The organism is Lentimicrobium sp. S6 (genome assembly GCF_013166635.1).
In the GTDB taxonomy this organism is placed as follows: domain Bacteria; phylum Bacteroidota; class Bacteroidia; order Bacteroidales; family UBA12170; genus UBA12170.
On record NZ_JABKBZ010000021.1, the window covers coordinates 19,621 to 34,901 of the forward strand.

The 15,281-nt window shown below is 36.3% G+C and carries 8 protein-coding genes; 4 read left to right on the top strand and 4 right to left on the bottom strand.

All coding sequences use genetic code 11. The features are described from left to right. Positions 1 to 170 precede the first annotated feature (170 nt). Together HNS40_RS09090 and HNS40_RS09095 are read left to right on the top strand one after the other, a co-directional pair. Positions 171 to 1,688, top strand: coding sequence for a Re/Si-specific NAD(P)(+) transhydrogenase subunit alpha (locus HNS40_RS09090; RefSeq protein WP_371742931.1), 1,518 nt, complete (start codon positions 171 to 173; stop codon positions 1,686 to 1,688). Between the two features lie 8 nt (positions 1,689 to 1,696). Then, positions 1,697 to 3,091: an NAD(P)(+) transhydrogenase (Re/Si-specific) subunit beta gene (locus HNS40_RS09095; protein ID WP_216664167.1), complete on the top strand. Its 1,395-nt coding sequence runs from the start codon at positions 1,697 to 1,699 to the stop codon at positions 3,089 to 3,091. Positions 3,092 to 3,811: 720 nt separating this feature from the next. On the opposite strand, the gene HNS40_RS09100 is transcribed toward HNS40_RS09095, so the two are convergent. The 3 genes from HNS40_RS09100 to HNS40_RS09110 are packed head-to-tail and all read right to left on the bottom strand — an operon-like array spanning position 3,812 to position 8,074. Then, a complete protein-coding gene (locus tag HNS40_RS09100; RefSeq protein WP_172279932.1) occupies positions 3,812 to 4,174 on the bottom strand; it encodes a VOC family protein in 363 nt (120 codons plus the stop codon). Between the two features lie 28 nt (positions 4,175 to 4,202). Next, a complete protein-coding gene (locus tag HNS40_RS09105) occupies positions 4,203 to 6,113 on the bottom strand; it encodes a DUF3857 domain-containing protein (RefSeq protein WP_172279934.1) in 1,911 nt (636 codons plus the stop codon). 5 nt (positions 6,114 to 6,118) lie between these two features. Further along, positions 6,119 to 8,074 (bottom strand): DUF3857 domain-containing protein, encoded by a 1,956-nt coding sequence (locus HNS40_RS09110; protein WP_172279936.1) that lies wholly within the window; start codon positions 8,072 to 8,074, stop codon positions 6,119 to 6,121. Between the two features lie 230 nt (positions 8,075 to 8,304). Here HNS40_RS09110 and HNS40_RS09115 point away from each other — a divergent pair, with 230 nt between their 5' ends. Further along, positions 8,305 to 9,513 carry a DegT/DnrJ/EryC1/StrS aminotransferase family protein gene (locus HNS40_RS09115; RefSeq protein WP_172279938.1) on the top strand — a complete coding sequence of 403 codons (1,209 nt, stop codon included), beginning with the start codon at positions 8,305 to 8,307 and terminating at the stop codon, positions 9,511 to 9,513. A 54-nt stretch (positions 9,514 to 9,567) separates the two neighbouring features. Here HNS40_RS09115 and HNS40_RS09120 read toward each other — a convergent pair whose 3' ends face one another. Beyond that, positions 9,568 to 10,521, bottom strand: a complete 954-nt coding sequence (locus HNS40_RS09120; RefSeq protein ID WP_172279940.1) for a hypothetical protein — start codon at positions 10,519 to 10,521, stop codon at positions 9,568 to 9,570. A gap of 174 nt (positions 10,522 to 10,695) precedes the next feature. On the opposite strand from HNS40_RS09120, the gene HNS40_RS09125 reads away from it, so the two are divergent. Next, positions 10,696 to 14,871: a hybrid sensor histidine kinase/response regulator transcription factor gene (locus HNS40_RS09125; RefSeq protein ID WP_172279942.1), complete on the top strand. Its 4,176-nt coding sequence runs from the start codon at positions 10,696 to 10,698 to the stop codon at positions 14,869 to 14,871. Positions 14,872 to 15,281 lie beyond the last annotated feature (410 nt).

The window sequence follows — 15,281 nt, forward strand, 5'->3', positions numbered from 1 at the left end:
TAATATGGTTTTTTGGGCTTAAACAATCATAAGAAAATATTAACAGTTAAGTTTATGCTTCATTTCACATTGATAACATCCTGTTAAAAACCAAACCCAAAGAAAAACATCCTTATCTTTATGGCAACAATAACCTTATTAAAATTTTAAATATGAATATTGGTATCCCAATGGAGGTGTCGCAACAGGAATTACGTGTTGGGGCTACCCCGAAAACGGTTCAGCGCTTGCTCAAGCAAGGCTTCACTGTTTTTATTGAAAAAGGAGCCGGAGAAAGAGCAAATTATGCTGATAAAGAGTTTGAAGATGCAGGGGCAAATCTAGTTGCCGATGCCAAAGAACTCTATAAAACAGCAGAAATTGTTCTTAAAGTACTCGCTCCTACCGAATCGGAAATAGAATTGATGAATCCCGGCACCGTAACTCTGAGTTACCTCTGGCCAGCTCAAAATCCCGAACTTCTCAAATTACTGGCAGCAAAGAAAATCAATGCCATTGCCATGGATGCCATTCCGCGTATTTCGCGCGCACAGAAAATGGATGTCTTATCCTCTATGGCCAATATTGCTGGTTATCGTTCGGTGATAGAAAGTGCCAATCATTTTGGCCGATTCCTCAATGGGCAGATTACTGCTGCAGGAAAAGTAGATCCGGCTAAAGTTTTAGTGATTGGTGCAGGAGTTGCCGGATTAGCAGCCATTGGAACAGCCAATAGTTTAGGCGCCATAGTGAGAGCCTTCGATACTCGAAAAGAAGTGGCAGAGCAAATCCAAAGTATGGGAGCTACTTTCCTCACGGTAGAAATAGAGGAGGATGGTTCTACAGATTCAGGCTATTCTAAAGTGATGAGTCAAGCTTTTATTGATGCAGAGATGGAGCTCTTTAGTCAACAAGCTAAAGAAGTGGATATCATCATCACCACCGCACAAATCCCGGGTCGTGAAGCACCCAAATTGATACTTGATTATCATGTGGCGGCCATGAAACCAGGCTCTGTTATTGTAGATTTAGCAGCCTCCACAGGAGGTAATTGTGTATTAACTAAAGATGGCGAAGTTTATAAAACCGATAATGGTGTGACAATAGTTGGAAAACTTGATCAACTTCCCAATCAAGCCAGTCAGCTATATGGAAATAACCTCTGTCATTTGCTCGATGATATGGGCAAAAACGAGAATTTCAAGATAGACATGGAAGATGATGTGGTGAGCCGAGCCATGGTCACCTATAATGGTGAAATCAACTGGCCACCCGAACCACTTCCTGTAAGTCCGCAAGCAGCAAAAACGGAGGAGGTTAAGCTTGTGAAATCAGGACCAACGCCTGAAGAAATTTCTAAGAAGAAAGCCACTTCCACAGTCATTAGTTTGGCCGTTATTGGAGCATTATTATTCCTATTAGGGAAAGTAGCTCCTGCTGATTTTATGGGGCATTTCACTGTGTTTGTACTGGCTGTTTTTGTGGGCTGGCAAGTCATCTGGAATGTATCTCATGCGCTTCATACTCCTCTTATGGCGGTTACCAATGCCATTAGTGGTATCATCATTATTGGCGGTTTATTACAAACCACCGATAACCTATCCGACCCCATGACCATCATTGCTTTTGTAGCTATTTTGGTGGCCAGTATTAATATTGTGGGTGGTTTCTTAGTGACACATCGTATGTTGAAAATGTTTAGAAAATAGGAGGAGATATGATAACAGCACAAATTCAAACAGCAGCATACCTCTTTGCTAGTATTTTATTCATACTTAGCTTGGGCGGATTATCGTCGCAAGAATCAGCAAAACGAGGCGTTTTATACGGAATAATAGGTATGGCCATCGCCATTCTCTCCACCGTTTTGGGAGATGGAGCAGAAGGCCATGTTTATATACTCATAGCTATAGCCATTGCATCGCTCATTGGTATTATAGTAGCACGAAAGGTAGAAATGACTTCCATGCCACAATTGGTGGCCATCCTTCACAGTTTTGTAGGACTGGCGGCCGTTTTGGTAGGATTTGGTTCTTACCTCGATCCTGAAACACATCTTCTCATAGGTGCAGAACATACCATCCACCTAGTGGAAGTATTTATTGGTGTCTTTATTGGAGCCATCACTTTTACTGGTTCTATTGTAGCCTGGGGAAAGTTGGACGGGAAAATCAGGAGCAAACCATTGGCTTATAAAGGCCGACATGTGGTCAATATCATATTAGTTATCATTACTATTGCCTTGGGTGTGTTATTTGCACAAGCTCTAGGTGTAGAGGGAATCATGTATCTATATATCATGACTGCCATAGCCTCCTTTATTGGAGTGATGTTGGTGATGGCCATTGGTGGTGCAGATATGCCAGTGGTGGTGAGTATGCTTAATTCTTATTCGGGATGGGCAGCAGCGGCAGCAGGTTTTATGTTGGGTAATGACTTACTCATAGTAACAGGAGCCTTAGTAGGTAGCTCTGGAGCTATTCTTTCTATCATTATGTGTGAGGCCATGAATCGTAGCTTTCTTTCGGTTATTTTTGGAGGATTTGGAGATACACCACAAGGTGAAGCCAAAGCCATTGAAGGAGAAGTAACAGCAACCACACATGAAGAATTGGCGGAGCTATTAAAAGAAGCCAAATCGGTTGTGATTGTCCCAGGATATGGAATGGCAGTAGCCAAGGCTCAATATCCAGTGAAAGAATTGGTAGACTTACTACAGAAGAATGGGACCAAAGTACAGTTTGGAATTCATCCTGTAGCAGGTCGTTTGCCGGGTCACATGAATGTATTATTAGCAGAAGCCAATGTAAGCTACGATATAGTCATGGAAATGGAGGAGGTGAATCATGATCTTCCAGAAACCGATGTGGTGATGGTGATTGGTGCCAATGATATTGTAAATCCAGGAGCGGAAGAAGACGAAACAAGTCCGATATACGGAATGCCGGTGATACAAGTTTGGAATGCCAAAAGTGTGATTGTAATGAAGCGTTCCATGGCCGTTGGCTATGCCGGAGTTCAAAACCCATTATTCTATAAAGAGAATACCGATATGCTTTATGGCGATGCCAAGGATAGTGTGGATAAGATAAATATGGCTTTGAAAGCTTAATGTTTATTTATTTTTTGAGTGATATGTTGGACATTGAGCGTAGTCGAAATGAGTCGAAGAGCACAATTTTGAGTCCATTATACTCAAATAAAAAACCAGAGATTATAAAATATAATCTCTGGTTTTTCTTTTTTATGAAGATGGTTTCGTTATTTTTTGTGTTTGGCTTCGGCTCTGGTCAGTAACTAAAGCAAAAAAAAGTTAAGACTACAGCTTATCAAAAAAGCTGCATTTATCCTCTTCATTTTGTCTTGAAACAAAACGAAGCAAAAATTCAAGACTGATTTGAAATCACTATCTCCGCATTTACAAAAACAAGTTCGGCTGGGTGATCTCCTCGCATACTCGGAGCTTCCCAGACCTCCCTAAGTTTTCATAAACCCTACAATAGTGATTTCAAATAGGTCATCCTCCACTTTCCTTAGAGCTTCCTTTTTCTATAGCTTTATCGGTCTTAAGATTTGAATTTCTGCCGACCATTACTCTATATCCCTAATGTTACATGTTATTAGACCAAAATTAACTATTAAGCAAAAGCAAAGCTATCGCGAAAATGCTGATCAATGTTTTAAATCCGTGTTAATTTGTAGTAATCCGCGGATAAAATAAAAGTATGCGTTTGCCCTGGAGAGTAAGGCCGAAATAAGCGAAGCGATTCACGAATACCAATTAAAATATATAATCTTACATGAGTATGTTGATGTTTTCTGGAAAGGAATACTAAGGTAATTCAAATGCAGGATTATAGATAATCCCAATAATATTCCCCCAAGGATCACGAACCGAAGCGACCATTAATGGCCCACCCACACTATGAGGCTTCTCATGCTCTGTGGCTCCTAATGCTATTAATTTCTCGTATACTTCTTCTATCTTTTCTACACCCCAATAGCTAATGGTATTGTCTCCTTTTATAATTTCGGAGCCCTCCTCAGGTAGTAATCCCAATTCGTAACCAGCAATATTAAATCCCACATAAAAGGGCTCATCAAAATAGGCTTGGGTTTCAAAAGCTTTGGCATACCATTCTTTGGCTTTCTGAAGGTCGCTAACGAAATAGACTACTGTTCTTAATCCTAACATTTTTTCTTTTTTTCAAAATTAGGGAATTTTATTCAGTATTGTTTTTTCTTTCTAAAATAGCGGTGGCTTTATCAGCTTTGATGATGGAATTTCTATATTTTCTAAATTCTTCAAAACGCTCGGGTGGATATTGACCAGCAAGGCTGATGTTTTTCCGGACATAATAAATTTGATTTCCTTCTTGCCATGAAATGGATTCATATATTCCGAAATCAGAAACAAGATTTATGGTATCTGGTAATTTCATTAATTGATACGAGGGTGGGATTTGAAAAGCAATAGTATCTAATTCGGTGCTTCCTCTTTTGATGACGATATCATTTATTCTGTTTTTGTCTTTTTTTATCTTTTTGCTGGAAGCATTAAAATAGAATAAAGGAAGAAACATCTTTGTATTGGAAGTGGAAGCAAACTTTCTAATGGAGAAATCTATATCTTCCTTAATACAAGGGTGAATACTATCAATAAAATCATATTTCAAACTGTTTATTTTGAAACCATTGATATCCACCTTTTTGTATAGATATTCTTTTCTGTCTTCCAGGGATTCGTCTAACTGTGCTCTTCGTTTATTTATTTGTACATTATGGAATTCAGCATAAAAACTTCCTTGAAAACCACCTTCATCATCTAATTGAATGGATGAATTTCTATACAATAAATTATCTGTTTCATTATAGCGTTTTGTTTTTACTAGTTTACTATTTCCATCATTGATTAATAGCGCATATCTGTCATCGGTAAAACTCCCTTGGAAACCAAATGGAGCCGTATTTGAGGTGCATTCTAAAAAAGTAGTATCTCCATGAAGCGGCAAACACAAAATGACATGATTAAACTGATTAAACACTTTATCTTTTTCAAGAGGTGCATGGCCTCCACCGGCATGAACTAAGCAATAATAGGAATCAACTCCTATGGTTTGGAGCAATGCCTGAGTGTAATTTGTTAATCCCTTACAGTCACCATATTTTTTCTCATCTACTTCTAAGGCATCAAATGGTTGCCATCCTCCAACACCTAGTTGAATACTCACATATCGTGTTTGAGATTGCATCCACTTATAAACTAGTTTGGCCTTTTCTCTGTCTTCGACTATGGTATCTGTTAATGAATGGATATAAATTATTGTTTCTGGAGAAAGTTCTTGTCTTCCTTCTTTTAAATCAGCAGACCATTGGCCGAAATCTTCCCATGATTTTAGGCTTCCTTCATAGGCCTCTACTTGAAAATGCTCCAATGGAAAAACGATTCTTGGTAATTGAGTATGAGTAGGTAGACTGTATTTTTCTTCAATAAAAGCAGGAAGGTTTTCGATGGTCCACTTTTTAGAGTTTTCAGACTCCTCAAAAGTATATATAGAATCAGGTAAAGCTCTCATGAAATATTGATATTCTTCTCCACTTGTATTAATAATTTCCAAACTGGCTTTCTCCACATAAACATCGTTATCTGGTTGAGGATACCATGAGGGGAGATGAAAGAAATCGTTAATGGTTTCTTCTATTACAAAATGAACAGTATATGGTGTTTTTTTAACTAATGGTTTATAGTATTTACGCCTTTGATCATCATACATATTATAGGATATAAAACCTTCATCTTCCATCTGTGAAAGTCGAATATTCTCAATTTTTTCACCATTTTCATCATAAATCCAAATCACGGCTTTAGTGATCTTTGAAAAATTGGAATAATAAAAGGCAATTTCTCCCTCATCTTTTCCTTCGTTATCTAGAATGGTGATGGCAAACTCTTCCTTTATATCAATATGTTTTTTAGATTTGAAATGAACAATTTTGGAATGATTCCGAACTATGGCATTGGTCATCATAGAAACTTCTGGACCTGTTCCCAGATATTTGGTTTGGGGCTTTGTTTGTGCATATCCACTACCAAATATCAGAAAAAGGAGGAGGCTAATTAGGTAAATTCTCATATGTATTATAATTGCTTAAGAACAATAGGTTGTTTCTGCTGAGTTACAAAATAATCAAAAAATGATTTCAAATCTTCATATTGCTCGGTATGGTACATGGCTTGATCCACATTGAATTTTACAGAAACGGTAATCGTATTTCCTCTTGCTACTGAGTTTAAGGAAAAGCCAATGGTTTTGTCAGAATTAGTAACACGAGTAGGTTGTGGTAATTCTTCAATAACAAATCCTTCGGGAATGGTATACATATAGGTGTAATCTAGGCTAATAGGATATATAAAATCAATAGGAAACTCACGGGTATCTTTTTTGAAAGGGTTCTCGTCAAAATCTTTAAATAGAATAGGTTCTAAGGTAAGTAAGTCTCCCATATCATTGATGAGCTCCTCATTTTCAAAACTGAATTTCACACCAACTGCTTTTTGAGTATTCTCCACATCTATCAAGCTATAGTCTGAGATTTCATAATCCTCTAGTCCATTTTTTTGTTTTGAAATATATTCTTCTTCACTTCCTTCTTTTTGTATGCTTCTTCGAATAGATTGGCCAGCATAGCCTTGCTCTTTTGTTTGGCAGCTTCCAGATACCATTAGATCCTCATCAAAAGTAGCTTGGACAAAAACGCGACGTTTATATTTCATATGAGTCTCTAAAGCCACCCATTTACTATGTTTTTCATCCAATACTAAACCTTTACCATTTAAGCATTTCGAAGGTAAGGCATTGATGCCTGAATAATCAGTAGCCACATCCACTAAAAAAACCTCTTCATCAATAGTAATATAACAAATCAAATAATTTAAATCTTCTATTGAAGGTTTTGACTCCATGAGGATACCGTTATTTCTGGTGCTTAAAGCCAATGGCCTTGAGGTGATTCCCAATTGATGAAGAGTACCTAATAATAGCATATTCAAATCACTGGAACGACCTCTTTTATTTTTGATCACCTTGTTAAAATCTCTACTTGGGTAGAATCTGTTTTGGTTATTCCACTGGTATTGACCTCTAATATAATTAATAGCAGAAAGAACTTGCTCCTCTTTAGTTACAGCTGAAGAATCTGCTAAAACATGAGCGGTAATATCTTTGTAAAACCTTTCTTTTTTTACGAGGCCACCAAAATAGTCGCTTTTCATGGCATCCTTAGCTACTTCTTGCCAAGTGGTGGTATATTCCTTATAATATTGACCCGGGAAATTGATATTTCTTAATTCGTAGTCTATTTGAGTTTTATAATTGATAACTGGAGCCATGAAATTATCTTGTTCCATGGAAGGGATGTTCTGAAAAATCCAAGTATCTTGAATCTTTCCTTCAATACGGTGGTGGTCACTAAAACTAAGAGGAACCCTACCTTTCATAAAGTATTTAAATTCTAATTGTTCAATATATTCCACATATAATTCACTCCATAGTACAGGAATATCTTGCTGCGGATGATAGGTAGGTAAATAGGTCACATAATCAGAGGTAATACTATACTTATATTCCAAAACACTGCCGGCTTTTACATTGGTAAAAGCAAATTTGTGGATATCCCAGTTGCCTTCCTCTTCAATAAATCGACTGTCTTTATCGAGTTTGGTTTCTATGATTTCACCATTTTCTTCATTATAAGTAACTGCTTTAAAGTAGGAAATTTTATCTCTGTTTCCGTTGCTATGATACAGGCCGATAGCGAAATCAGACATTTTGGCTATACCATCAGTATTCAATATTTTAATTCTTCTATAAACATCTATTGAAAGCTTGATGCCCAAGTTAGGTAGGTATTCAAGAGAATACCTGTTGAAATCACCAAGAATGACAGCATCTGCTGTAGAGTCTATATCACAAGTAGTCATGCGTAATTCTTCAAGGCTTACCTTTCCAAATTTCATTTTGTTTTTGGGTCGTTTTTGAGAGAAGGCAGCAGTAATAATAAGGATAGATAATAGTAAAAAGGTAAATCGTTTCATAAAATTGGCTTAAGGAATGCTGTTTATACGTTTTTGAAGGTTCAAATATATAAATTTACTGCTTATATACTGTTTTGAGAATAATATTTCTTCATGATTTACTGAGGATTAAGAAATTCACTTAAGCGAAAAGAATAAATATTATCATATTTCAGAATATGGGAATCATCAGTAGAATACACTATAGATATTCCCTTCCTTTTTCGTTTCTTTGCAAAAAAATAATAGATATGATTCCTTTTTCACCACCAAGAATGGATGAGAAAGTTGTGGAGGAAGTTTCTGCAGCTTTATTATCGGGTTGGATTACCACTGGACCTAGAACCAAAAAACTCGAAAGAAATTTAGAGGAGTATACTGGTGCCGATAAATGCCTGTGTGTGAGTAGTGGTTCTGCCGGATTAGAACTGATTTTGCGCTGGTATGGTGTAAAGGAAGGTGACGAAGTTATTGTTCCTGCATATACCTATGCAGCATCAGCCAATGTGGTTGTGCATTGTGGCGCTAAAGTGGTTTTTGTGGATGTGAACGAGTCGGATTTCAATATCTCAGTATCTGAAATAGAAAAAGCGATTACATCAAAAACCAAAGCCATTATTGCGGTAGACTTGGGAGGTTATCCTGCAGATTATAAGGAGATTCTTAATCTTGTGGAATCGAAAAAGGGTTTGTTTCAAGCTCAAAGCCCGGAACAAGAATTGCTCGGCCGTCCTTTGATATTGTCAGATGCAGCTCATTCTATTGGTGCAGAATATGATGGGAATAAAGCAGGAAGTTTTACCGATATCACAGTTTTCTCATTTCATGCGGTGAAAAACCTAACCACAGCTGAAGGTGGAGCGGTTTGTTTGAAGCTTCCGGAAGCTTTTGATGTGGAAGAAATATATAAAGACCTAAATAGAAAATGTCTGCATGGCCAATCGAAAGATGCCCTAGCAAAAACACAGATTGGGAATTGGCGCTACGATATTTTAGAGGCTGGATATAAGTATAATATGACTGATATTCAGGCAGCCATCGGACTCGTTGAACTGGAACGCTACGAAAACGATATGTTGGTGAGAAGGAAAGAAATATTTGAGCAATATACTCAAGCTTTCTCAAAACACCCTTGGGCTCATATTCCAGAGTATAAATCTTCAATAAAAGACAGCAGTTATCACCTATACCTCCTCCGAATTAAAGGTATTACAGAAAGTCAGCGTGATCAAATTATGGAGGGGATTTTTAAGAAAGAAGTATCGGTGAATGTGCATTATATTCCTTTACCTATGATGACTTTCTATAAAAATGAAGGATATAAAATAGAGGAGTACCCACAAAGCTATCAGAACTATCAACATGAAATCACCCTGCCGGTATATTATGATCTTTCAGAAGATATGGTAAACGAAGTGATACAAGCAGTGGTAGATTCTGTGGAAGTAGTTATGGCATAAAAAACAAGACCCGCATTTTGTATTGCGGGTCTTATTAACGAAAATAGGATGCAATTATAATTCGGTTTTAATTCCTTTGATGAAATCATTTTGCAAAGCTCTGATCATACTTTTGGCTTCTGTAATATATTTTTTAGGATCAGCCATAATATAATATTCACCAGATCGGGCTAAACCCAACCACTCAGAAGTACTTGCATTTTCTTTTACTTCCTCTAATCCAAGCGACCAGTCTGCATTACCCCATACAGGCATATCCTTATAATAAATTTCCACTTTACCCCCAGGCGTAATCACATATATCATTACAGAAACAGCCATAACTGCATTGGTTTGCAAGTTGATACTTTTATAGCCTCTACCTCCATCGAAAGAAGCAAAAGTAACATAGAAGTCCACCATCATTAAATTGTAATTTTCTTTTAAAACCAATTTCTGATAGAAATTACCCATGGTCGTAATATTGGTGGAAAGGTAGAGATTCTTATCAGTTGGGTAAAAACTCACATCCTCATGAACTGCCCCAACTCTGTAACCCAGAATAGAACTGTCAGTTATTTTCTTTTTACCATCTCTAGATGTTTCTGTTCCTACATTTCCAATAAATTCACCTCTTTTCTCTTTGGATTTTCTATCGCTTGCGAAATCGCTTGTTAATACATCTCCACCATCGGTAATGTGTATTCCTGCGTCTTGCAATCCATTAACCAACTCCAAATAGAGTTCGTCAACCATTATTTGATAAGAGTTGTGGTCTATTCCTCCCAGACCTGCTTTGGAATATACCGCCTTGGTAGCAGAGGACTCGGAGCCTTTCATTAAAGTAGCCTGATGAATGGCATAACCATTAATAAATGTTTTATTGTTTTTTAGAGTTTTGCTTCCTCCTCCATTAATGCTTACTTTTCTTTTGTGTTCTTTTTCAAAATTATACTTAGACCAATCGGTCTGAGCCAATAGGCTTCCACTCACAAATAGTAATGATAATAAGATCAGTTTTGTTTTCATTTGTTTCTTTTTTTGAATCCTTAATAGATGCAAAATTACCTTTGTAAGGATAAATCTACAATTCGCCATATGCCGTATTTGTTTATGGAATAATCATTTTTCTAGTTTTAATTTTGATTACCAAGTGAATTTTTTTGCACTTTTGTGACTCTAATAAATCAAGAACTGAATATTTTGAAAAACCTAAAGCCACTCATTTTACTCCTATTTGCTCTTTCATTTATACTATGGAATTCTAATTTATCCATGGCTCAAGAATCGGCAATACAACAGATTGAATTTAATTTCGCTCCTCTATCTAAAGACAATCCAAAGGGAGATGTGACCTGCATTATTCAAGATAGTGTGGGCTTTATATGGTATGGAACCTGGCAAGGACTTTATAGGTACGATGGTAAAGAAGCTATAAATTTCTCGTCGAAGAATTACGGAAAGATAGGCAGGAAAATTTCAACTTTGCATCTCGATAAGCAGGGAATGATTTGGGTAGGAACCTATTCAGAGGGTTTGTTTACCATCTCCCCGCAAAATCAGAAGATTAAACTCTACACCCAAATTAATGGAGTAGAACTGAGAAATATATTAGCCATTTCTGAATTGAAAAATGGGCAGGTTTATATTGGAACCAACGATGGATTGTTTATCTATAAACCCCAAACAGCTACTTTTCAATATTCTCCATTTACCAATAAAAAAGGAAAAGAAGTCAATATTAGAGTGTCTGCTATTCATGAAGATCAACTGGGAAATATTTGGCTGGGAAGCGATCATGGTGTTTTTCTTTATAATTACGATAAACAACAGGTTTCAGCGGTGTTTCTTGAATTCTCTGAGTTTATTCACAGCATTATTTCCGATGAGAATGGAAATGTTTGGGCTTCTGGTATCGATGGAATCATGAGTTTTACGGCTTCAAAAGGCAATTGGCATCATCCTACAATCGACCCCTTTGGAGAAGATTTTCATTTAGAGGAAGTTCATTATATGATGAATTCTGGCTTAAACTCTAATCTCATTTGGATTGGAACCAGAACTGGCATCTATTTATACGACAGATACACCTTAAAAAGTATCGTTCAACCATTGATGATGCAAGATAATCAGAGGATGGCTCCGGGAATACTGTCAGTTTTTGAAGATAGAAATGGGGTTCTGTGGCTTGGAACTGAATCTGGAATATTTAAATATGATCAGCATCGCAAACCATTTTACTCTTTCAAAGGATTAAAACCCATTGGTGATGTTTCCACATTGTCATTATATAGCGAGCATGAAATATTGATGAGTACCTTTTCCGATGGTTTGTTGAAAGCAAATCTAGATGAACAAGGCCAAATTACCCAAGTGAAAAACATACATATTCAACAGCCTGGTGCTTCTGATGTGAAATGGAGTAGCTTATATAGTGCACTTACTGATGAGGATGGACATATTTGGATAAGTAGTAAAGGTTATGGAACTTTTAAGCTGAAATTAATAGGCGAGAAAAATCCACAAGCCATAGTGATAGATGAGTATTCTGAGGAAAGTAACAAAGGTCTTAACGATAATCATGTGATGGTATTAAATAAAGACCAAAGCGGTGTGATTTGGGCAGGAACTTGGAATCATGGGCTTCTGTATTACGATGAATCAACAAATACTTTTTTAGAACTAAAAAACAAAAGGTCTAAGGAATTAAAGAAGTTTCCTATTTCTAAAATCTCCTTTCTCAAGGGGAATAAAGTGGTGTTAGGGAGTAGAGGAAATGGAGTTTATATTTTACACCTCAATCAAACTCAGGATTCAATCTTAGAATTTGAACATTATAAATATCTTCAAGACAATAGTATAAGTATTGGAAACAATTATATTACAGATATTTATATAGATAATGATGAAGCTTGGTTCAGTAGTGAGTTTGGTTTAAATAACTATAAATTAGAACCTAAGGAATTTTCTTATAATGTAGTTGAAGAGTCATCTAAAACAGTTTTGCAGTCCATTGCTTCAGTAAAAAATGATGAATTATGGATTTCTTCTATTAAAGGAATTTATAGGATAAAAAGAAATAAAGCTGATAGATATACCATTCGAAACTACAATGTTTACGATGGTTTGGCTGGAAATATGTTCAATGCCAATTGTGTTTTGAGAGTTAAAAACCGATTGTATTTTGGAGGTCCTGATTATGTGATTTCATTTAAGCCTGATGAGATAAAAGACAATTTACAAGATGCTGAGGTTACGCTTACTCAGTTAAAAGTATTCAATACGATAATTATTCCCCAAGAGAAATTTGAGGATGATGTTATATTAGATAAATCGCTTTGGTTAAGTAAAAGCATAGAATTGAGTCACACCCAGAACTCCTTTTCCTTCTCTTTTGCTAATTTCAACTATTCATCTCCAGAGAAAATTTCTTATGCCTATCAACTAGAAGGTTACGATAAGGATTGGCGCTATGCAAAGCTCCCACAAGCCCAGTATACCAAGGTTCGATTTGGAAAATATAAACTCAAAGTAAAGTGTACCAATAGCGATGGAATATGGAGCGATCAAATTACTACAGTTGATATTATGATATCCCCTCCTTGGTGGTTTACCAAATTGGCTTTTATTATTTACATTCTTATTTTTATTGGCGCCTTATATCTGACCTACTATATTTTAACTTATCAGCAAAGGCTGAAAGTAAGAGAATTAGAGCAGAAAAAGGAATTGGATATTTACGATAGTAGAATGCGTTTTTATACCAATATTTCTCATGAATTTAGAACACCGCTCACCTTAATTCTTGGTTTTGTAAGCAGAATGAGAAGCTTAGAACCTCAACTACTCAAGCAAAGTGATTTAACCGAAAAAATAGATAGAAACGCTAAAGTTTTACTACAGCTCATTAACGATATTATGGATTTGAGGAAGTTAGAGAAAGATGAGATTAGGTTGAGAAAAGAGAATATCAATCCTGTGAACTTCTTCCAATCCTTAAGTGAGGATTTTATTCATCTATATCCAAGCAAAAATATTGAATTGAAATTTGTTAACGAGATTCAAAGCGCTGTGAGCATTATTGGCGATCAAAACCGATTGAAGTCTATTTTCAATAATCTACTTTCCAACGCCGTTAAATTTTCTGAAGGAAAAAGCCAAGTAACCGTTGAATTGAGCTTGGGAAAAAGAACAGAAAGCAAAAATACTTGGTACAGAAGTAGTTCTAGGCAACAGAAAAACAAGCAGTATTTTGTGTTAAAGATTAGCGACCAAGGAATTGGTATGACAAATAAAGAAATATCTCAGATTTTCGAACGCTATTATAGAAATTCTCATTCTTATCAGGAAGGCATTACCAATACCCCAGGAAGTGGTATAGGATTGTCTTTTGTAAAAATGCTAGTCGATTTACACCATGGATTTATAGAAGTGACTAGTGAGAAGAACCAAGGATCTCAATTTTCCATATATTTCCCTACTGCCGAAGAAATGAGTACTGAACAAAACTCTAGCGCAGCCAAAACTCCTTTACTCATCAACGCTGAAAAGCAGCAAATAGAAGAGGAGGTCAAAAAATCTACTCAGGAGAATCAAAATATCATCCTCATTATTGATGATAATACAGAAGTACGAGAGCTACTGAAAGAGATATTAGGGGATGATTTTAAAATCATAGAAGCCATAGATGGTAACGATGGCTGGCAAAAGGCCAATGATACCATCCCCGATCTTATCATCTCCGATGTGATGATGCCAGGCTTGGATGGGAATGTGTTAACTGAAAAGCTAAAAACCACAGAAGTCACCAGCCATATCCCTATTATTCTGCTTACTGCTTTACCTACCACAGAAGACAGAATTAGAGGATTGCGTCATGGAGCAGATTCCTATATTCCAAAGCCTTTTGACCCAGAACATTTAATGGTAAGGATAGAAAAGCTCATCGAAATTAGAACCAAGTTAAAAGATAAGCATTATAAAGACTTTGTGGTTAGACCTGATGAAGAGGAGGTTCAGGAGTCGGATCCATCTACCATTTTCATCAATAAGCTTAAAGAGTTGATTGCTGAGAATATGCATAATTCCGAATACGAGATTTCTAATATCTGTGAGGAAATAGGCATCAGTAGAATGCAATTGTATAGAAAGCTCAAAGCTACTGTTGGTTACTCCGCAAACGAGATGATTAGAAAGATGAGGCTCCACAAAGCCGCACAGCTATTATTATTGCCAGAAGCACGAGTGTCACAAGTAACCTACGATGTAGGCTTTAACGATATTCAGTATTTCAGAAAGTGCTTTATAGTTGAGTTTGGAAGTACTCCTTCTGCTTATATTAAGGAGAAGAAGGCACAGAAAAGTACTGAAAGTGCCTAGAGTATGTTAAAGTACTTAGAATTAAATTTAAGAAGTTCAAAGTTTGTTGTTCAAAGTTTAGCGTTTGTAAGGGATGAGAGCCTTGTAAAGGATCGCGTCCCTGATTCATTTAACCCTTATGCATTTTTATTGCGACTTCATTGCGGATTTACCTTTGTATATTTTGTGTGGAATAATAAAAAAATAGGCACTTAGAAGTAACAAAGATTCCTTGGTATTAGGATTTATTATTTCAAAAATAACTCTAAAATTGATATCACAAAAACACATAAATAAGATAAAATAAGTAGTAATTTACCTCCTTAGAAAGTGAATATTGCACATGTTTGAAGCAAATCAAAGGCAAAATACAAAACATTTCATAAAAATTTCAAACCTTACATATATCCGATAGTCATAATTAATATTTA

Excerpts from the sequence above, each read along its gene's own strand:
- HNS40_RS09090 (WP_371742931.1), top strand. The coding sequence starts at position 171 with ATGGAGGTGTCGCAACAGGAATTACGTGTTGGGGCTACCCCGAAAACG.
- HNS40_RS09095 (WP_216664167.1), top strand. The coding sequence starts at position 1,697 with ATGATAACAGCACAAATTCAAACAGCAGCATACCTCTTTGCTAGTATT.
- HNS40_RS09100 (WP_172279932.1), bottom strand. The coding sequence starts at position 4,174 with ATGTTAGGATTAAGAACAGTAGTCTATTTCGTTAGCGACCTTCAGAAA.
- HNS40_RS09105 (WP_172279934.1), bottom strand. The coding sequence starts at position 6,113 with ATGAGAATTTACCTAATTAGCCTCCTCCTTTTTCTGATATTTGGTAGT.
- HNS40_RS09110 (WP_172279936.1), bottom strand. The coding sequence starts at position 8,074 with ATGAAACGATTTACCTTTTTACTATTATCTATCCTTATTATTACTGCT.
- HNS40_RS09115 (WP_172279938.1), top strand. The coding sequence starts at position 8,305 with ATGATTCCTTTTTCACCACCAAGAATGGATGAGAAAGTTGTGGAGGAA.
- HNS40_RS09120 (WP_172279940.1), bottom strand. The coding sequence starts at position 10,521 with ATGAAAACAAAACTGATCTTATTATCATTACTATTTGTGAGTGGAAGC.